The organism is Lysinibacillus phoenicis (genome assembly GCF_047238325.1).
Lineage (GTDB): Bacteria > Bacillota > Bacilli > Bacillales_A > Planococcaceae > Lysinibacillus > Lysinibacillus irui.
Window position 1 is genome coordinate 3,922,822 of record NZ_JBDFMP010000002.1, and the last position, 20,480, is coordinate 3,943,301.

General features: G+C 38.2%; 18 protein-coding genes and 1 riboswitch. Of the genes, 13 read left to right on the forward strand and 5 right to left on the reverse strand.

All coding sequences use genetic code 11. The annotated features are described in order from the left end of the window. Positions 1 to 39: 39 nt before the first annotated feature. Positions 40 to 1,641 carry an ABC transporter substrate-binding protein gene (locus tag ABC382_RS21200; RefSeq protein ID WP_274794172.1) on the reverse strand — a complete coding sequence of 534 codons (1,602 nt, stop codon included), beginning with the start codon at positions 1,639 to 1,641 and terminating at the stop codon, positions 40 to 42. Positions 1,642 to 1,860: 219 nt separating this feature from the next. Between ABC382_RS21200 and ABC382_RS21205 the strand changes: the two genes are divergently transcribed. The 10 genes from ABC382_RS21205 (at position 1,861) to ABC382_RS21250 (ending at position 11,261) form a co-directional block, all read left to right on the forward strand. Beyond that, positions 1,861 to 2,823, forward strand: coding sequence for an ABC transporter permease (locus tag ABC382_RS21205; protein ID WP_312506637.1), 963 nt, complete (start codon positions 1,861 to 1,863; stop codon positions 2,821 to 2,823). Positions 2,824 to 2,825: 2 nt separating this feature from the next. Next, positions 2,826 to 3,692: an ABC transporter permease gene (locus ABC382_RS21210; RefSeq protein WP_274794170.1), complete on the forward strand. Its 867-nt coding sequence runs from the start codon at positions 2,826 to 2,828 to the stop codon at positions 3,690 to 3,692. Positions 3,693 to 3,709: 17 nt separating this feature from the next. Further along, positions 3,710 to 4,732, forward strand: coding sequence for an ABC transporter ATP-binding protein (locus ABC382_RS21215; protein WP_274794169.1), 1,023 nt, complete (start codon positions 3,710 to 3,712; stop codon positions 4,730 to 4,732). Next, positions 4,716 to 5,723, forward strand: coding sequence for an ABC transporter ATP-binding protein (locus ABC382_RS21220; protein WP_312506636.1), 1,008 nt, complete (start codon positions 4,716 to 4,718; stop codon positions 5,721 to 5,723). The genes ABC382_RS21215 and ABC382_RS21220 overlap by 17 nt, the downstream gene beginning before the upstream one ends. 37 nt (positions 5,724 to 5,760) lie before the next feature. Beyond that, positions 5,761 to 6,714, forward strand: a complete 954-nt coding sequence (locus tag ABC382_RS21225; protein ID WP_312506635.1) for a DUF1177 domain-containing protein — start codon at positions 5,761 to 5,763, stop codon at positions 6,712 to 6,714. Then, positions 6,707 to 7,975 carry a M20 family metallopeptidase gene (locus ABC382_RS21230; RefSeq protein WP_312506634.1) on the forward strand — a complete coding sequence of 423 codons (1,269 nt, stop codon included), beginning with the start codon at positions 6,707 to 6,709 and terminating at the stop codon, positions 7,973 to 7,975. Before ABC382_RS21225 ends, ABC382_RS21230 begins: the two co-directional genes overlap by 8 nt. A gap of 133 nt (positions 7,976 to 8,108) precedes the next feature. Then, positions 8,109 to 8,870 (forward strand): IclR family transcriptional regulator, encoded by a 762-nt coding sequence (locus tag ABC382_RS21235; RefSeq protein ID WP_274794165.1) that lies wholly within the window; start codon positions 8,109 to 8,111, stop codon positions 8,868 to 8,870. Positions 8,871 to 8,881: 11 nt separating this feature from the next. Further along, positions 8,882 to 9,805, forward strand: a complete 924-nt coding sequence (locus ABC382_RS21240; RefSeq protein WP_322611793.1) for an aminopeptidase — start codon at positions 8,882 to 8,884, stop codon at positions 9,803 to 9,805. A 228-nt stretch (positions 9,806 to 10,033) separates the two neighbouring features. Continuing rightward, positions 10,034 to 10,501 (forward strand): NUDIX domain-containing protein, encoded by a 468-nt coding sequence (locus tag ABC382_RS21245; protein ID WP_274797370.1) that lies wholly within the window; start codon positions 10,034 to 10,036, stop codon positions 10,499 to 10,501. Further along, a complete protein-coding gene (locus ABC382_RS21250) occupies positions 10,485 to 11,261 on the forward strand; it encodes an alpha/beta hydrolase family protein (protein WP_274794163.1) in 777 nt (258 codons plus the stop codon). Before ABC382_RS21245 ends, ABC382_RS21250 begins: the two co-directional genes overlap by 17 nt. Positions 11,262 to 11,924: 663 nt before the next feature. Here ABC382_RS21250 and pckA read toward each other — a convergent pair. Beyond that, entirely contained in the window at positions 11,925 to 13,511 is a 1,587-nt protein-coding gene (pckA, locus tag ABC382_RS21255) for a phosphoenolpyruvate carboxykinase (ATP) (protein ID WP_274794162.1), read from the reverse strand. A 389-nt stretch (positions 13,512 to 13,900) separates the two neighbouring features. Further along, positions 13,901 to 14,019, forward strand: a riboswitch (SAM riboswitch). Between the two features lie 257 nt (positions 14,020 to 14,276). Here pckA and metK point away from each other — a divergent pair. Continuing rightward, on the forward strand, positions 14,277 to 15,473 hold the full coding sequence (metK, locus tag ABC382_RS21260; RefSeq protein WP_274794161.1) for a methionine adenosyltransferase: 1,197 nt from the start codon (positions 14,277 to 14,279) through the stop codon (positions 15,471 to 15,473). 178 nt (positions 15,474 to 15,651) lie between these two features. Here metK and ABC382_RS21265 read toward each other — a convergent pair whose 3' ends face one another. Next, positions 15,652 to 16,164, reverse strand: coding sequence for a gamma carbonic anhydrase (locus tag ABC382_RS21265; protein ID WP_274794160.1), 513 nt, complete (start codon positions 16,162 to 16,164; stop codon positions 15,652 to 15,654). Positions 16,165 to 16,298: 134 nt separating this feature from the next. On the opposite strand from ABC382_RS21265, the gene ABC382_RS21270 reads away from it, so the two are divergent. Together ABC382_RS21270 and ABC382_RS21275 are read left to right on the forward strand one after the other, a co-directional pair. Further along, complete coding sequence (locus ABC382_RS21270; RefSeq protein ID WP_274794159.1) at positions 16,299 to 17,105, forward strand: alpha/beta hydrolase; 807 nt, start codon at positions 16,299 to 16,301, stop codon at positions 17,103 to 17,105. A gap of 126 nt (positions 17,106 to 17,231) precedes the next feature. After that, on the forward strand, positions 17,232 to 18,740 hold the full coding sequence (locus ABC382_RS21275) for an alanine/glycine:cation symporter family protein (RefSeq protein WP_274794158.1): 1,509 nt from the start codon (positions 17,232 to 17,234) through the stop codon (positions 18,738 to 18,740). A 70-nt stretch (positions 18,741 to 18,810) separates the two neighbouring features. Here the strand turns inward: ABC382_RS21275 and mnmM are convergent, their stop codons facing one another. Together mnmM and mnmL are read right to left on the reverse strand one after the other, a co-directional pair. Further along, positions 18,811 to 19,386 (reverse strand): tRNA 5-(aminomethyl)-2-thiouridylate-methyltransferase MnmM, encoded by a 576-nt coding sequence (gene mnmM / locus ABC382_RS21280; RefSeq protein WP_322606010.1) that lies wholly within the window; start codon positions 19,384 to 19,386, stop codon positions 18,811 to 18,813. Further along, positions 19,383 to 20,339 (reverse strand): tRNA modification radical SAM protein MnmL/YtqA, encoded by a 957-nt coding sequence (mnmL, locus tag ABC382_RS21285; RefSeq protein WP_274794156.1) that lies wholly within the window; start codon positions 20,337 to 20,339, stop codon positions 19,383 to 19,385. The genes mnmM and mnmL overlap by 4 nt, the downstream gene beginning before the upstream one ends. Positions 20,340 to 20,480 lie beyond the last annotated feature (141 nt).

The window sequence follows — 20,480 nt, forward strand, 5'->3', positions numbered from 1 at the left end:
GAGAAAAGCGGAGACAAGATCTCCACTTTTCTAGTTTAATTATTTTGCGATTGATACGTTCGTACCGTTTGGATGCACAATTTGTACGGAATTATCGGCAGAGACCTCAAAGCCCTGTACTTTTTTACTCACACCTGCAACAGTTTGAGTGGCTTCTAATTCGATACGTGGTACATCTGCTAATATTAGTTTTAACGCTTCTTGGTATAATTTTGCTCTTTCTTCTTGAACAACTGTTTCTGATACCGCGCGTTCTAATAATTTATCTACTTCTGGATTACTATAGCCTTTACCATTACCTAAAGCTCCAATTTGATTTGTGTGATATAACTGATAAAGGAAGAAATAAGGATCTGGATACCAAGTCCAGCCCCCAATGTTCATTGGGGCATTTCCTTTTGCTACAGTATCACTGTAAGTACCCCATTCAAGCACTTTAATTTCTACATCAATGTTTAGGTTTTTCTTTAATTGACTTTGGAAAATTGTAGCGTAAGGCACACGTGCTTCTGACACAAAAATCTCTGTTTTGAAGCCATCAGGATAGCCAGCCTCTGCTAATAATTTTTTAGCTTCTTCAGGATTATATTTTGGTACTAAATCAATTAACGATTGATCATACCCCCATGAACCAGGTGGTAATGGTAAGTAAGAAACATCTCCACCACCCCATTGGTTAACCCCAGAAATAATTTCCTCAACATTCGTTGCCATATAAATAGCTTCACGAACACGTTTGTCAGCAGTAGGACCTACCTTATTGTTAAGATCAAGATAAACAATAGATAGACCAGGATTCGTTAAAAGTTCAAGATTGCTATCTTGCTTGATGATTTCACGATTTTGGCCTTTAACATCCATGGCAATATCAATATCACCAGAACGTAATGCATTCGTCATCATGTTTTGATCTGAGATAAACTTCATTGTTAAGTTATCGATATTCGGCTTATCACCCCAATAATTTTCGTGACGAACTAGTTTTACCTCTTGATCTTTTTTCCATTCTTTTAATTGGAATGGACCAGTACCAATGAAGTGTTCAGAGAAGTTATCGCCCCATCCTTCGACCTCTTCTTTTGGAATAATGATATTTCCTGCATCCGTTAGCATAGCAAGGAGTGCAGCATTCGGTGTCGCTAAGTGAATTTCTACTTCATAATCTGATAACACTTTAACTTCCGTCACACCACTTAAACGATTCATAGCAGATTCTTTGGCAGAGCGCTCTAATGAATATTTAACGTCTTCCGCTGTCATGTCACGTCCATCTTGGTATTGACCTTTTTGGAATTTCACACCTTCGCGTAATTTGAACGTATAAACTAACATATCATCAGAAACTTTCCATTCTGTTGCTAAAGATGGAATGATATCAGATAAATCTTTGTTATAAACAACTAAAGTATCACCCATTTGACGCATAACTTGCGATTCATAAACCCCCGTATATTTGATAGGGTCAAATGTTTTGGCATTGGCTGAAAGGCCAATATTTAATGTGCCACCTGCAGTGACTTCTCCATCCTTTTCATCTGCTGAATTACTTTTCTCTGTATTCCCACCACAAGCTGCTAAAACACCAATTACTAAAGTTAAAAAGAGTAGTAGTAAAGATTTTTTTACGTTGATTTTCTTCATATACGCTAGCCTCCTTAATTTATGTTTCACAATATGAACCGTTGATTCAAAAATGGTAGGTTCGACAATAAAATTAGCACACTTGTAAATAGAAAGTAAATACAAAATTAAAAAGATTCAGAAAAAATATATTTACAAACAATTATTATGTAGTGTAGTATTTGGTTATTCACAATATGAACCACTGATTCTAATAATGAAAAGGAGGTCTTGCATAAGATGGGCTCATTTATTTTAAAAAGGTTAGTGAACCTTATTCCAACACTGCTAGTAGTAGGGATTATCGTCTTTATTATTACGCGAATGATTCCAGGCGATCCAGCTGCAGTTATGCTTGGGCCACAAGCCAGTGTGGAAGATGTAGAAAATTTAAGAGAAGAGCTAGGTTTAAATAAATCAATGCCTTCACAATTTATTTCATATGTAGGAGACTTGGCGCAGTTAAATTTAGGATATTCCTATTCTTATAGTGAGTCTGTCATCGGGCTTATTATCGAAAGATTTCCTAACACAGTCATACTTGCATTAGCAGCTTTGTTAATAGCCGTCATCATCGGAATACCAGCAGGCATCCTAGCGGCTAGAAAGCAAAATACAATCATTGATTATATTGTCATGCTTGTGTCATTAGTAGGTGTATCTATGCCAATTTTTTGGTTGGGGATTATGCTTGTCTTATTTTTCAGTGTCAATCTTGGTTGGTTCCCTGCGACTGGAATGGGGAATATCAGTGATGGTCTTTGGACATATGTGAAGCATTTAATCTTGCCAGCATTTGCTTTAGCAACAATTCCAATGGCGACCTTCGCACGTATTACACGTTCTAGTATGCTAGAGGTTATTTCACAAGATTATATTAAAACAGCTCGATCTAAAGGGATCAAAGAATATTTAGTGATTGGGAAACATGCATTTAAAAATGCGCTAACACCTATTTTAACGGTACTAGGTATGCAAATTTCAAATTTACTTGGTGGGGCGGTTTTAACAGAAACTATTTTTAGTTGGCCTGGTATGGGGCGGTTGATTGTAGACGCTATTGATAAACGTGATTTTGTAGTCGTACAAGGAACTGTCATTTTCATTGCGTTTATCTTTGTGCTTATAAACTTAATCGTCGATGTGCTTTATAAAGTTGTAAATCCTAAGGTCAACTTAGAATCGGATGGGGGGAAAAAATAATAATGACTCAAGCAATCGTCAATGAAACGAGAAAAAGAAATACATTGTTGCGGAAGTTGCTAAAAAATAAATTAGCATCAATTGGCTTAATTATTGTAACGTTGATGGGCATTATTGCTATTTTTGCACCTCTGATTGCTACCCATCCACCGAATGAAATGCTTGTTGGTAAATCATTTTTACCTATGAATACCGAGGGACATTTACTAGGAACAGATAACTATGGTCGTGATTTGTTTAGTCGGTTAGTTTATGGTACTCGAATTTCAATGATTGTTGGCATTGCAGCAGTGTTATTTGGCGCTGTGTTTGGCACGTTATTAGGCTTAGTTGCAGGATATTTTGGTGGTCGTATTGATTCTATTATCATGCGCACAATGGATGGTCTTTTCGCATTTCCATTCATTTTACTAGCGATTACGTTAATGACGGTATTAGGACAAGGGCTTGTCAATGTTATTGTTGCCATTGGTATTGCTAATATCCCAGGGTTCGCAAGGCTTGTTCGTGGCCAAGTATTAAGCGTTAAAGAGGAAGAATTTATCGAAGTCACTCATTCTTTAGGCGCTACACATAGACGGGTAATTTTTAGTCATATACTACCGAATTGTTTAGCACCATTAATTGTTTACGGAACGATGAGTACAGCAGGCGCTATTATTTCAGAGGCAGCCCTTAGCTTTTTAGGTTTAGGGGTTCAACCACCAACCGCTTCCTGGGGCAGTATTTTAAAGGATGGTAAAGACTTTTTAGTATTAAACCCCCAAATGGCAACATTTTCAGGTATTTGTATTTTACTAACAGTTCTTGGTATTAACCTTTTAGGTGATGGATTGCGCGATGCATTAGATCCGAAAATGAAAGTCTAATGGAAGGGGGTGGAGTCATGACTGAACGTTTACTAGATGTAGAAAATTTAACAGTAGAATTTAAAAGTAGCGGCTCTACGATGAAAGCTGTCAATGGAGTTAATTTACAATTAAATAAGAAGGAAACATTAGGCATTGTGGGAGAGTCAGGGTCAGGAAAGAGTGTGACTGCTACTGCTCTTATGCGTTTAATTCCATCTCCGCCAGGAAAGATAACGAATGGAAAAATTCAATTCAATGGCCGTGATTTAATGGCTATTTCTGAGAAAGAAATGCGTAATGTACGGGGCAATGAAATGTCGATGATTTTCCAAGATCCAATTACAAGCTTGAATCCTGTACTAACCGTGGGCAATCAAATTATAGAGGTCATCCAAGCACATGAAAATATATCGAAAAAGGATGCTGCTTTCAAAGCTGTAGATATGTTGAAAATGGTAGGCATTCCTGAACCTGAAAAGCGTTTGAAAATGTATCCACATGAATTTTCAGGTGGAATGCGTCAACGTGTCATGATTGCTATTGCACTTGCTTGTAATCCAAAGCTACTCATTGCCGATGAACCAACAACTGCACTAGATGTAACCGTGCAGGCTCAAATTCTTGATTTGATGAAGAAATTACAGCAAGAACATGATACAGCCATCATTATGATTACGCATGATTTAGGTGTCGTTTGGGAGCTTTGTGACAAAGTAAATGTCATGTATGCAGGACGTACTGTGGAATCTACAACGACAAGACAACTCTATGAAAAACCGTTACATCCTTATACTTGGGGATTATTAGAATCTCAAATTACAATGGGCACACAAGGTCAACAAAGATTACCAGCCATTCCTGGTAGTCCACCAGATTTAACTATGCCACATAGCGGCTGCCATTTCTCAGCACGGTGTCCTTTAGCAACAGATCTTTGCCGTAGTACTGTTCCTGACTTAGTGGAAGTGCAGGATAATCATTTTGTGGCTTGTCATTTACAATCAAAAGAACAAATTGTCGCAAGGAAGGAGGGAATTTTTAATGCAACAGCACAATGAACTTGTTTTAAAGGTAAGTAATTTAAAAAAGCACTTTCCAATTAAAAGTTCAATTCCTTTTAAAAAATCGACTCAATTTGTGAAAGCAGTAGATGGCGTAAGTTTTGAGTTATATAAAGGAGAGACACTTGGGATTGTTGGCGAGTCGGGTTGTGGTAAATCAACGGTTGCCCGTTTAATCAACCAGCTGATTTCACCAACGGAGGGAGTCGTGGAGTTTAAGGGAACAGATTTAGCTAGTTTAAATACAAAGGATATCCGTTCTGCCCGAAAATCGATACAAATGGTTTTCCAAAATCCTTATGCATCACTGGATCCTCGTAAAACAATTGAATATCTCATTGCAGAGCCTTTAGTCATCCATGGTATGGGTGATGAAGCATCACGCAAAAAGCGTGTCATTGAATTACTTGAAACAGTGGGATTAAGTGCATACCATGCAAAACGTCATCCACATGAATTTTCGGGTGGTCAAAGACAACGCATTAATATTGCTCGTGCCCTTGCACTCAATCCAGATATTGTTGTATGTGATGAACCTGTTTCAGCGTTAGATGTTTCCGTCCAAGCACAGGTTATCAATCTATTAAAAGATTTACAGAGAGATTTCGGCTTAACCTATATATTTATCTCACATGATCTAAATGTCGTGAATTATATGTGTGATCGCATTGCAGTTATGTATTTAGGTAAAATTGTGGAAATTGGCACATACAAGGAAATTTATGAAAGCCCTCAACATCCATATACTCAAGCCCTGTTATCAGCCATTCCTAAGGAAAATCCTTTCGATTCAAAGGAACGGATTATTTTATCGGGTGATGTTCCGAGTCCGGTAAATCCTCCGAGTGGCTGTGCATTCCACAAGCGTTGTCGCTTTGCTACAGAAAAATGTGCAGAGGTCCAACCTACACTTGATACAGTGACAGCGACACATCAAGTATCATGTCATTTATTCAAGTCAATAAAACAAGAAGTATCATCGATATAAATAAAATTTAGTTAATAGAAAAAGGAGCGGACTAATTATGTCATTGAAGCATGTTATTGAATTATACGAGGTAATGGATAGTATCAATGTAAATGGAGAAACAATTAAAGAGTATTTACACGATATTGATTCAACAGCAGATGTCAAAGTAAAAACGATTCAAGGTGAAAGTGGCTCGACAGATTTTGTTCGCGTTCTAGTGAAAGGAAAGAATGGTAAATCCTCAGGTGGGAATGCACCTACATTAGGAATTATTGGTCGTTTAGGGGGTATTGGAGCACGCCCTGAAATGACAGGCTTTGTATCGGATGGAGATGGCGCTCTAGCATGTATGGCAGGAGCAGCTAAAGCCATTGATATGGCCCTTAAGGGTGATCAGTTAGAAGGAGATGTTATTTTCTCGACGCATATTTGTCCAACAGCACCAACCTTACCACATGAGCCGGTGCCATTTATGAACTCACCGGTGGATATTAGTGTCATGAACGAAAATGAAGTAGAAGATACGATGGATGCGATTCTCTCGATTGATACAACAAAAGGCAATCAAGTGTGTAACCATAAAGGGTTTGCTATTACACCAACAGTCAAAGAAGGTTACATATTGAAAATTAGTGATGATCTTTTACATGCTTATACGCAATCAGCAGGAATTTCACCAGTTGTACTGCCGATTACGATGCAAGATATTACACCTTATGGAAATGGTCTATATCATATTAATAGTATTTTACAACCAGCTGTTGCAACATCCAGCCCTGTTGTTGGTGTGGCGATTACTACAGAATCTGTCGTGGCAGGCTGTGCGACAGGTGCAACACATGTTACAGATGTTGAAAGTGTTGTGCGATTTGTCTTGGAAGTAGCAAAAACATACGGTGTTAAGAAGTGCTCCTTCTATGATGAAGAACAATTTACCCATATGAAAAATTTATATGGTAGTATGAGTCACTTACAAACGAAAGGAAATGAGGTGCACACACATGAATGATTTACAAGCACTGAAAATGCAATTACTCGATGCAGTCGAAAATCATCAAGATGAATTAATTGAATTTTGTTCAAAACTTATTCAAATTCCCAGTGTCAACCCTCCAGGAGATACGACTGAAATAACAGCCTTTATCGAAAATTATTTACATGAAGTGGGCATTACGTACCAAAAATATGAAGCTGCAGATAAAATGTTTAACTTGGTTGCCTCTATTGGTAATGGTGAAGGAAAAGAACTTGTTTATTGTGGTCATACAGATGTTGTACCTGTGGGCGATTTATCGAAGTGGGATTTCGATCCATTCTCAGGAGAGGTAAAGGATGGCTGGATGCTTGGTCGTGGTGCAAGTGATATGAAAGCTGGTTTAGCGGGTATTATTTTTGCGACAAAGCTACTAAAGAAAATGGATATTGAATTACCAGGCAAATTAACGTTGGCGATCGTACCAGATGAAGAAACGGGTGGAGAATATGGTGTTCCTTGGTTGTTAGAACGAGGTTTAGTAAAAGGAGATGGCTGTTTAATTGCAGAGCCGTCTTCACCGTTGAATCCTACAATCGGACAAAAGGGCTCTTACTGGTTTGAATTAGAAGTACGTGGGGAACCAGGACATGGAAGTCTATCTCCTTTAGCTGGACGAAATGCTATTGTCGATGCCATTCGAGCTATTCAAGAGATTCGTACATTATGGGATATGGACATTTCCATTCCTGAAGAAGTACAGCCACTTATCGAAGTATCAAAGAAATACATGCGTGAGGTGGAGAAAGATCGATTGAAATATCAAGATGTTTTAGAGAAAATTACTGTAAATATTGGTACAATTGAGGGAGGTACGAAGTCCAACGTTATCCCAGATTATTGTAAGGTACAGGTTGATTGTCGCTTACCTTTTGGTATTACACAAGAACAAGTAACAGAAATTTTGAAGAATAAACTAGATAGTTTAGCTATCGATTATTCGATTCAACGTTTTGGCTTCAAAAGCGTAGCGAATTATACGCCAGCTGAAAATCCTGTGTGTCAATCGATTGTGGACAATATTTCATTTGTTACAGGTCAAGAGGCATATGGTGTGATGCAATGGGCAAGCAGTGATGCTCGACATTTCAGACAATATGACATTCCTGTATTACAATATGGTCCAGCGTATTTGCCAAGTATTCATGGTTATAATGAAAAAGTGCGTGTTGAGGATATCGTACGCTGTGCAAAAGTATATATTACTGCTGCTGTTGATTTCCTATATCAAAAGTAAGAGATTAGCTACTCTCTTACTTTTGATAAAGTGATATCAGGTGCTGACGGCTGCTAAATCTTTCAATTATTCCCCCTTAAGCGAAAGATTTGCAGCCGTTTGTACAGATAAATAGATCAGAAGGATGAGAGATATGCTAAAGACGTTAAATTTATCAATTGCAGTTTTAAAAATGTTTACAAAGGAAAAGCCCACATGGGGCGGAAGAGAGTTAGCAATGGCGATGAATATGAATCATACAAATTTATATCGCATTCTTGAAACCTTTGAAAATAATGGCTTTATTACGAAAGATCCCGTAACTAAAAAATACTCACTTGGTATTGCATTATGGGAAATTGGTATGAATATGTATGATTCATTAAACATAGATCAGCTATGTATGCCAGTTCTTGATCAATTAAAGGATGTCACTGGTGAAACTGCTATTTTTACAGTTTTGAATGGACTGGAAGCGTTAACATTACTAAAAGCAGAACCTGTAAATAAGGTGAAATTTACTGTTTCAAGAGGAAGTAGGTCGCCGCTTTACGTAGGGGCCTCCTACCGCTCTATGCTTGCATTCCTAAATGAAGAGCAAATTGCAAAGGTTATTGACGAACCCTTAAAAGCCTATACAAATAATACAATGACAGATGCCAATGAAATACGGGCAGAGCTTGAAAAAATACGTGCATGTGGCTATGCACTAAGTAATAGTGAATACTCTGTCGACGTCTTGGCGCTCGCTATGCCAATATTCAATAGTGAAGAACAGGTTGTCGCCTCGATTACTGTTTCGGGACCCATCTATCGTTTTACCGAGGAACGTGTTCCAGAGGTGTTAGGCCCTTTAACAGAGGCCAGAAATGAAATAGAAGGAATTATTCGAAGATATCATTTGAATTTTAATTAAGGAGTCCTATTATGCAACATTTACATGACATTGCACTTACTATCTTAAAAGGTAATTTAAATGTTCAATCATCAGAAACATTATTGATTTTGACGGATATTCACAAGCAAGACATTGCGAAAATTTTTTATGAAGCTGGGCTGACGATTACAGCTAAGACAATGTTTATGGTCATGCCGTTACTAGAAAAATCTGGTCAGGAGCCAATCATTGCAGTATCGACACTTATGGCTAATGCTGATGTTACGCTTTGTATTACCTCACATTCCTTAACTCATACAGCGGCACGTAAAAATGCCTGTGAGCATGGTGGACGCGTAGCGACAATGCCAGGTGTTACATTGGAGATGCTTGAGCAAGGTGCACTTCATGCAAATGCACAGGAAATAGAAGAGTTGGTGGGAAAATATGTCCAACTACTCGATGCGGCAAACGATATTCGAATTGTTAAAGGTGGACATGAGTTGACCTTCAGTGTAGAAAAACGTGTAGGAATTCCCTCTACAGGAATCATTCGTCAAGCAGGGGAGCACGGGAATATCCCTTCAGGAGAATCCTATATTGCCCCAATCGAAACATCTGCAAATGGCGAAATTTTAGTGGATGGTTCAATTGCTAATATTGGTGTTCTAAAGGAGCCATTATTATTAAAAATCAAGAATGGACGTTTAGAAGAGGCAATTGGCCCAGATGGTCCACAATTACTGCAATTACTGGGCGAAGGTAATGGTAGACTAATCGCAGAGTTTGGCATCGGAGCCAATAAAAGTGCAATCCTATGTGGTAATGTATTAGAGGATGAAAAGGTGTATGGAACAATCCATATTGCATTTGGCAGTAATGTGCCATTTGGTGGGGCAAATGCGGCAGATGTTCATATTGATTGTGTTGTAAAAAGTCCTGTTGTTTATTTTGATGGGAAGCAAGTAATCTAAGCGAAAGCGTGTCTTCGTATGAAGCACGCTTTTTTGCTTGCTGTAATTTAGAGTTGCTTGTCTTTGTTGGATTACACTATAGTTAACATAGATAAGCTAGAGGATGATAATAATTAACATCTAGTGTCCATTATAAAAAGGAATCAACGAGAGATTCTGTCCATAAAATAGGAGCAATGAGTGAGTGTTGCTTCTGTTTTCATCAAGAAAGAACGTGAGGGTGAAACTATGCTAACATTTACAGATTTACATGGCCTACAAGTCGATTTAAGTTTTTCAAGAGGGGAATTTGAAGTAGAGCCCAAGCATGTCCTTGTTTTTTTAAAGCATGAAAATAAATGGCTATGTACCATCCATAAACGACGTGGTGTAGAGGTGCCAGGGGGCAAATTAGAGGAGGGCGAAACCTTAGAGGAGGCAGCTATTCGGGAAGTTTTTGAGGAGACGGGTGTCCATGTGAAAAATCTGCAATGGTTCGCAGAATATGCGGTTCACGATGAAGTGAAATTTTGTAAAACAGTTTTTACTGCACAATTTGCAGGTCAAGAGCATATTGAATTTGATCTAGAAACATCGGGCATGCTTTGGTTAACAGATGAAGAATTCATCCATCATCCTAACTTAAGCTTTCATATGAAGGATGAGGGCATGAGAAAAATGCTGGAGGAGTTGAAACATCGTGACAAACAATGGTGAAATTGTAGAAAAGCGAGCCTATCCTTCACCAAATCCAGCCATACGGTTAACTGAAATAACTTATTTATCACAGGGTTTACGTATAAAAGGATTATTAGCAGAGCCAAAGGCAGAAGGTACATATGATGGCTTTTTATATTTAAGAGGGGGCATGCAAAGCATTGGAATGGTAAGACCATCACGTATTGCTCAATTTGCAGCTCAGGGCTTTATTGTGTTTGCTCCATACTATCGTGGAAATCGTGGTGGAGAAGGTCGTGACGAATTTGCAGGTGCAGACCGTTACGATGCAGTCTATGCTGTAGATGTTCTCAAACAATTTTGCAATGATAATATACATGTTTTTGGTTTTTCCCGTGGGGGAATTATGGCTCTTTGGACAGCTATTTTAAGAAAGGATATCACCTCTGTCGTCACATGGGCAGGTGTATCTGATGCAACAGCTACTTATTGGGAGCGAACAGATATGCGAAGAATGATGAAACGGGTGATTGGAGGAACACCGAATCGTGTACCTGAAGCTTATGATGCACGAACACCGCTTTTCGAAGTTGAGCAAATAACAGCTCCAGTATTAATTATCCATGGCTATCGGGATGAAAATGTTGATATCGAACATGCTAGACAATTGGCCTTTTTCTTAGACGAGGCTAATAAAACATACGAAACATGGTATGACCCTAACTATGCCCATCAATACCCACCTGCTAAAAATCGAGAAACCGTCCGCGCTCTTTGCCAATGGATGAAACAACAATAATTGAAACAAAGAAAATTGTAGTATGTAATTTGAGAGAACAAAACAATCAATGGAATGTGGTGAAAGGTGAATATGCTATTCGTTTCAGATACGAATTATCTTTTAGCCAAAGGTTTCATAGATTACTCATTTATTAATGTGTGACTATTCTTCTCCCGACATTTACCAATAATAGCCCATCCTTTCTATTAGTAAGGATGGGCTATTTTGTTCGCCTAGAAAAAAAGGACATGGAAAAAACACCTTTGCAGTATGGTTGTTTGGAGTGGAGCCAGCGTAACTCCTTGGGGATTAGCGTCACAGATAAGACCCTGGAGCGAACGAAGTGAGTGAAGCGGCTTATCGGACGCCCCCAGGAAAGGACGCTGGCGGAACGGAAATCTACCCCTTGCTTTGCCAACATGAACAAGAAGAAGGTTTCTTGTTTTTTCTTACCTTTATTCGGGTACAGATATTCTATAACAGGTAATGAAAGAAAAAAGGAGTCAATAAAACGAAATTCACCACGATTACTTTTATCAGGTTATGCCTTTTTCCAAGTTAACACTAGTAATCATGCAATTGTAGTTAACTTAAAAATAATCATACGTAACTCCCTATATTATCATTAAGAAAAAAGAAAAAGAGAACGAGTGAAATCGTTCCCTTTGTTCTGTATATAGTTTATTTTAATGGGCCACCAAGTGTAATGATAGCTTCAGAAACGTTTGTGAATTTCTTAAAGTTTTCATTGAATAGACCTGCAAGTTCAGCCGCTTTTTCATCATAAGCAGCTTTATCTGCCCAAGCTTCACGAGGGTTTAACACTTCAGAAGGTACACCTTCAACTGCTGTTGGAATGTGTAAACCAAAGACAGCATCTTGTGTTGTTTCTACATTAGTTAATTTGCCATCGATTGCTGCACGTACCATTGTGCGTGTGTAAGAAAGCTTCATACGGCTACCTGTACCATATTCGCCACCAGTCCAACCAGTGTTTACTAGGAATACTTGTGCGCCGTGCTCGTCAATCTTTTGACCTAACATTTCTGCATACACTGTTGCAGGAAGTGGAAGGAATGGAGAACCGAAGCAAGTAGAGAATACTGGTTCTGGTTCTGTTACACCACGTTCAGTTCCAGCAAGTTTAGAAGTGAAACCGCTTAGGAAGTGGTACATTGCTTGCTCTTTTGTTAATTTACTGATTGGAGGTAATACGCCAAACGCATCAGCTGTTAAGAAGATGATAGTTTTTGGATGACCTGCAACAGATGGATCAACAATATTTTCGATGTATTGGATTGGATAAGCAACACGTGTGTTTTCTGTTAATGAACCATCATCATAATCACAAATACGAGTTTCTGGGTCAACAGCTACGTTTTCTAAAACAGAACCGAAGCGGATTGCATTGTAGATTTCTGGTTCTTTTTCAGCAGAAAGGTTGATTGTTTTTGCATAGCAACCACCCTCAATGTTGAACACTCCATTATCAGACCAGCCATGTTCATCGTCACCGATAAGCTTACGATCTGGGTCAGCAGATAAAGTCGTTTTACCAGTGCCAGATAGACCGAAGAATAATGCCACATCGCCAGCTTCACCAACGTTTGCTGAACAGTGCATTGAAAGGATTCCTTGTTGTGGTAATAAGTAGTTCATGATACCGAAAATAGATTTTTTCATTTCACCAGCATACTCAGTACCACCAATTAAAATAATTTTCTTTTCAAGTGATACAATGATGAATGTTTCAGAAGATGTACCATCAACTGCAGGATCTGCTTTAAAGTTAGGAGCAGAGATAACTGTGAAGTCTGCAACATGAGAAGCTAATTCTTCTTTAGTTGGACGGATAAATAATTGATGAGCAAAAAGATTGTGCCAAGCGTATTCATTAATCACTTGAATGCTTAATTGAGAATCTTTGTCAGCACCTGCAAAGCCTTTGAATACGAATAACTCGTCACGTTCTTTTAAATATTTTATTACTTTTACATATAGGTTATCGAACACTTCAGAAGAAATAGGTTGGTTGACTTTACCCCAGTCAATTTGATCTTTTGTGCTTTCTTCTTCTACCGTATATTTATCTTTAGGTGAACGACCAGTGTATTTGCCAGTTTCTGCACGAACTGCGCCATCTACTGTTAACATTGCTTCACCACGAGATGTAGCTTTTTCTGCTAATTGTGGTACTGAAAGTTGAACATTAATGTTACCGCCGTTTAATAATTCCTTCAGTTCGTTTGCAATTTCTACTGAATTCATCGATTAAATACCATCCTTTTTTATAGTATTCCCTTGATTTAGAGGGATTTTTTCTTAATTTCAAAAATAGTATAACACAATTGCTTAAATAATCTATACTAATTAAGAAATTATTTTAGAGTTTTTATCACTTTTCAATAAACTGACAAAAAATAATGTTTTTCGAGTAGAATCCAATCAATCCTACTGTAATTAGGCATAAAAATTGAGCCACACATATGTTACCACAAGATGCTAGGTATGTTGTAGGGATTAATTTGCTTCTATTTACATCATCATCCAAGTATGAAAAGTTTTTGTTTAATCAGTTCCTTCCTTTCTATACAGTAATACATTAGAAAATATTTGACAACGTTCGACCTTTTCAGTAACATACAATTGAACGGATACTCTTATCCCGAGCTGGTGGAGGGTCAGGCCCTGTGAAACCCGGCAACCTGCATGAATCATTTCACGACATGCGTTGGTGCCAACCTGATGCAAGGGAACATCCCTTGAACGATAAGAGTGAAAGGTTACGAAGTCATTATTCCTTTCCTCATGTAAAGTAACGTGAGTAAAGGATTTTTTTATTGTTTAAAATGAATGTAAAGGTAAGTATATGTAGTTCTTTCCTTATTATAATGACGGATCTTTCGAAATCCTCGTGTTAAAAGCAGCAGTAACGGCTTGAGAGTTCAATCCTTAGGAGCGGACTTGACATGGGTAATGAGTACCGTATTCATACACAACTACTTTTCATAAAAGTAATAGGAGGAAAACCAAATGACAAACCGTCGACTGTTTACATCAGAGAGTGTAACAGAAGGACATCCAGATAAAATTTGTGACCAAATCTCGGATGCCATTTTAGATGCTATTTTAGCAGAAGATCCAAATGCACGTGTAGCGTGTGAAACTACTGTAACAACAGGATTAGTATTAGTAGCAGGAGAAATTACAACTTCTACTTATGTAGATATTAAAGGTATCGTTCGTGATACTGTAGCCGAAATAGGCTATACACGCGGTAAATATGGCTTTGATGCTGAAAACTTAGCCGTGCTTGTGGCTATTGGTGAACAATCACCGGATATTGCACAAGGTGTTGACCAAGCATTAGAAGCGCGTGAAGGCTCAATGACAGATGCTGATATTGAAGCTATTGGTGCTGGTGACCAAGGTCTAATGTTTGGTTACGCATGTAATGAAACACCAGAGTTAATGCCACTACCAATTAGTTTAGCACACAAATTAGCACGTCGTTTAACAGAAGTACGTAAATCAGGAGAATTAGCGTATTTACGTCCTGATGGTAAAACTCAAGTAACGATTGAATATGATGACAATAATGTACCAGTACGTGTGGATACTATTGTTATTTCAACACAGCATGATGAAGAGGCAACACTGGATCAAATTCAAGCAGATTTAAAAGAATTTGTTATTGGACCTGTTGTGCCAAGTGAATTATTAGATGCTAACACGAAATATTTCATCAACCCAACTGGCCGTTTTGTAATCGGTGGACCAAAAGGAGATGCTGGGTTAACAGGACGTAAAATCATTGTTGATACATACGGTGGTTACGCGCGTCATGGTGGTGGAGCATTCTCAGGTAAGGATGCGACAAAGGTAGACCGTTCAGCAGCTTATGCAGCACGTTATGTAGCGAAAAATATTGTAGCAGCTGGATTAGCAGACCGCGCTGAGGTACAACTTGCCTATGCGATTGGTGTTGCACAACCTGTTTCCATTGCTGTCGATACATTTGGTACAGGCAGAGTGAAAGAAAGTGAAATCGTAGAATGGGTTCGTGAACTATTTGATCTACGCCCAGCAGGTATAATTAAAATGCTGGATCTACGCCGTCCGATCTATAAACAAACTGCAGCATATGGTCATTTTGGCCGCACTGACTTAAATGTGCCATGGGAACAAATCGATAAAGCTGATGCACTTCGAGAAAAAGCACATCTGTAAACTATTGAACTAAAGTAATGAAGTCGTTAGAACGTTATTCTAGTGTACTAATATGCAAGGGGGCAATGTTGCCCCTTTTATTTTTTCAAAAAAACCTCGCACTGGCTCGTGAACAAGAAATGGTCACGGCCACGCGAGGGATTTTTTTCGTTAGTATTGAATTTTTGTGTATGATTGGTTACTTCTGAAGGGATTTATAATATTGACCTTTTTCTACGTATTCACGTACGATACGCTCCATATCCTCTTTGTCTTCAGCATTTAATTCACGGACAACTTTGGCTGGGCGACCCAATGCTAAACTATTCGGAGGAATGACCTTACCTGGAGGTACGAGGCTTCCTGCTCCAATAAATGCACCCTCTCCAATTTCTGCACCGTCTAATATAATGGAGCCCATACCAATTAAAGCATTTTTGCGAATTGTACAACTATGTAAAGTGACTTGGTGTCCGACTGTAACCTCATCTTCAATAATAAGTGGATATTTTGGGCTTTGATGTAAGCAACAAAGATCTTGGATGCTAACACGTTTACCAATAATTGTTGGTGAGACATCCCCACGAATGACTGTATTAAACCAAATTGTTGTTTCAGCACCAATTGTTACATCGCCCGTAACGGTTGCATAATCAGCAATGAAAACAGACGGATCGATCTTTGGCGTTTTATCTTTGAATGGATAAATCATGAAAATCGCCTCTTTTCTTTCTATAATGTAGTATTATCGTATCAAATACGCAACTTTATGGAAATATAAAATTAAAATGTGGCATTTATTTCGATATAATCAAAGTGTAATTATTTTTTAGGAGGACTATGTGAATGTGGAAATGGGAAGCTGATGGACAAGCAAAGGCTGTGATTGCTATTCTTCATGGTGCTTATGAAAATCACCGTTGGTATGCATGGCTTATAGAGAAATTAAGAATGGAAGGCTTCCACATAGTCATGGGGGATTTACCTAATCATGGTATTAATGCAAGGTTTGCTCGTGTCCATGATGAGGACTTCAAATTGTACAATAAGTATACAAGAAATCTAATTGAAAATGCTTTTTCATATAATTTACCAACCTTTTTAATAGGTCATGGTCTTGGAGCAACATTAATTCTCCATACAATGCAAAAGAAGCAATATGAATGTGCTGGCATTATTTTGACATCACCTTGGTTGCAATTAAAGCTATTACCAGGTAAATTATCGAATGCTTTAACGAGTTTAAGTGCTTTAACAGCTAATGTTAAAATGACACACGATATTAATTTAGAAAAATTAACGCGAAGTGTTGAAGGTAGAGAAGAGATGAAAGATGATATACCATTCATGTCTGTCGTGTCAGTGAAATGGTATCGGGAGCTGCAGCAAATGATGAAAAATTTAGTGCTGCTACCTAAAGGTGAATTCCCGAATATGCCGATGCTCATCATGACTGCTGAGAAAGATAAGATTACTGAAACTCGACAAACTCGTAATTGGCTTCATCAACAAGAATTCACAGAGTTTCAGTTCAAAGAATGGGAAAATTGTTATCATAATTTATTTCATGAAGTAGAGCGTGAAGAGATTTTTATGTATATTCGAGATTTTATTAATAATGCGCTAAGAAGAATTGGTTATATAATTAAATAGGTTTATACCCTTCCATTTACTAGGTTACTTACTTAAATATTGTTACTTAAAAATAATATTGTAATTTTCAGAAAAGTGTAATACTATAATGACTTAAAGTAAGGTATTTTAAATTGGAGGGGTAAAATGGATGTAATTGTGGAGAAGTTAAATGGGATATTATGGGGACCGTGGTTTATTTATGGTATCTTGTTGATTGGGTTGTTTTTCTCAATCATTACAAGGTTCCTACAAGTAAGGCATATTAAAGATATGTTTGTTTTAATGTTTAAAGGGGAAAAATCGGACAAAGGAATTTCGTCTTTCCAAGCCATGTCGATAGCACTATCAGGACGTGTAGGTACAGGTAATATTGCCGGTACTGCGACAGCGATTGGAATGGGAGGACCCGGTGCTGTCTTTTGGATGTGGGCAATTGCTTTCATTGGTGCGGCAACCGCGTATGTAGAGTCAACATTAGCTCAAATCTATAAAGAAGAGAAAGATACTGAATATCGTGGTGGACCGGCCTTTTACATAGAAAAAGGAATGGGCCAAAAATGGTTTGCAGTTATTTTTGCAGTGGCTGCTTTGATTGCGATGTTAATCTTAATGCCTGGTGTACAGTCAAATGCTATTGCAGGTGCTGTTGAAAACGCTTTCGGTTTGGATACTTGGATCACAGGTCTTATTATTGTCGTTTTATTAGGCGCAATTATTATCGGGGGCGTTAAATCCATTGCAAATGCAGCTCAAATCATTGTACCGTTTATGGCATTAGCATACATCATTATGGCTATTATCATTATTGTTATGAATATCTCTGAAGTACCTTCAGTATTTGCATTAATTTTCTCAAGTGCCTTTGGTGCTCAAGAGATTTTTGGAGGTATTATTGGTTCTGCCATTGCTTGGGGTGTTAAACGTGGAATTTACTCCAATGAAGCTGGCCAAGGAACAGGGGCTCACCCTGCAGCAGCAGCCGAAGTATCGCATCCAGCTAAGCAAGGGATTGTTCAAGCAGCTTCTGTGTACATTGATACTTTATTAATTTGTTCTGCTACGGCATTTATGATTTTATTTACAGGGATGTACAATGTACAAGATGAAAAGGCAGCGGAAGGAACAGATCCATTTATCCATATTGGGGAATTTAATAATGGTGGATTAGCTGGCGATGAACAAATGACATTTGCAAAAAGTATTGAAGCGGGTGCTGCGTATACACAATATGCGGTTGATTCATCATTACCAGGCTTTGGTGCTCCATTTGTAGCTATTGCGTTATTCTTCTTTGCCTTTACAACAATTATGGCTTACTACTACATTGCTGAAACAAATGTCGCTTATTTATTTAGAGGTAACACAGAAAAGGTATTTATTTGGATAGCAAAAATTGCTATTTTAATTGCAGCATTCTATGGTACAGTTCGTACTTCTGGTCTAGCATGGGCAATGGGAGATGTGGGCCTTGGTCTCATGGTTTGGATTAACGTACTTGCCATTTTAATTATTATGAAGCCAGCAATTGTTGCACTAAAAGATTATGAGAAACAGAAAAAAGAAGGAAAAGACCCTGTCTTTGATCCTCGTAAACTAGGAATTAAAGGTGCAGATTTCTGGATTGACTATAATGAAAAACGAAAAAATAAATAGTTAAAGAGGAAGGCGATTAACTAGTTTCTATTAAACTAATTAATCGCCTTTTTTCTTGTACCTGATCGTATTAAATAGGATATTCTTTCATTTTCTCTAACGCAATAACAAATGGTGGATCATTCTGCTGATTGAGGAATTCATATTTTAAGACATGTACATATTTTTGTGGAAGCTTACTGACATAGTCAATAACACTATCTCGCTCTTCCTTTCCACCAGGATGACCATGATAAATGACTAGGACAATTAACCCTCCAACTTTCAAAAGCTTTAGCAAATCCTCGATAGCCTGTATTGTAGTAGTTGGTTGGGTAATAATATCATGGTTGCTACCAGGTAAATAGCCAAGATTAAAGATGGCTGCCGCTACTGGCTTGTGTACAAAGTTTGATACTTCCTCATGTCCTTTGTTTAATACAAGAGCGCGGTGCTCTAAACCGTGATCTAATAGACGATGGAGTGTAGCGTCCACTGCCTCCTTTTGAACATCAAAGGCATATACTTGTCCTTTATCTCCGACTAGCTGTGCTAAAAAGAGGGTATCATGGCCATTTCCTGCCGTCGCATCAACCACAGTATCTCCCTCTGCTATACTATCCTTTAATAGCCGCTGGGCATACTGTAAAACACGTTGTAATTTCATTTTGTAACCTCAGCCTTATAAAACTTCCCTTGCCAACTGCCACGACGTTCAAGCTCGGCATCAATACCATTCAACACTTCCCATTTATTGACACTCCACATTGGCCCAATCATTAAATCAATCGGTCCATCGCCTGTAATGCGATGAATAACCATGTCAGGTGGTAAAATTTCTAATTGATCAGCGACTAGCTTTGTGTAAACATCCTGATCTAAAAATTCTAGCATCCCTTTTTCGTATTGCTTTACCATAGGTGTTCCTTTTAATAGGTGAAGTAAGTGGATTTTAATACCTTGGACATCTAGCTTTGCCACTTCTCGTGCGGTTTCCATCATCATGTCATAGTCTTCTAAAGGCAGGCCGTTAATAATATGTGAGCAAACACGTATCCCATGTTTGCGCAATTTTTCAACACCTTCTACATAGGTTGCATAATCATGGGCGCGGTTAATAAGATTGGCAGTTTTTTCATGAACAGTTTGAAGGCCAAGCTCAATCCATAAATACGTACGCTCATTTAATTCAGCTAAGTATTCTACGACATCATCTGGTAAACAGTCCGGACGTGTAGCAATGGACAAACCAACTACACCTTCTTGCGCTAAAGCAGCTTCAAACTTTTCCTTTAAAACTGGCAATGGGGCATGTGTATTAGTATAGGCTTGGAAGTAGGCCATGTATTTGCCGTCTTTCCATTTTTGATGCATTTTATCTCGAATTTCGGCGAATTGGACATCGATTGGATCGACCTTATTGCCTGCAAAATCGCCAGAGCCAGCAGCACTGCAAAATGTACAGCCACCAAAGGCTACTGTGCCGTCACGATTGGGGCAATCAAAGCCTGCGTCTAACGCTACTTTAAACACTTTATGACCAAATTGATCACGTAAATAGCGATTCCATGTATAGTATCTTTTCCCCTCAGAAGGAAAAGGAAAATTCATTTCTGTCATTTATTTCACTCCTCTAACTCTTTATTTTATCATGTGCTTTTCGTTCCGTCATGGGAGAAGGGCTTAATCATACATAGAAGTTTTAAATTGTAACGAAAAAGAGAAGATGGAATATCATTCCTAAGTAAAATATTGTGGAAG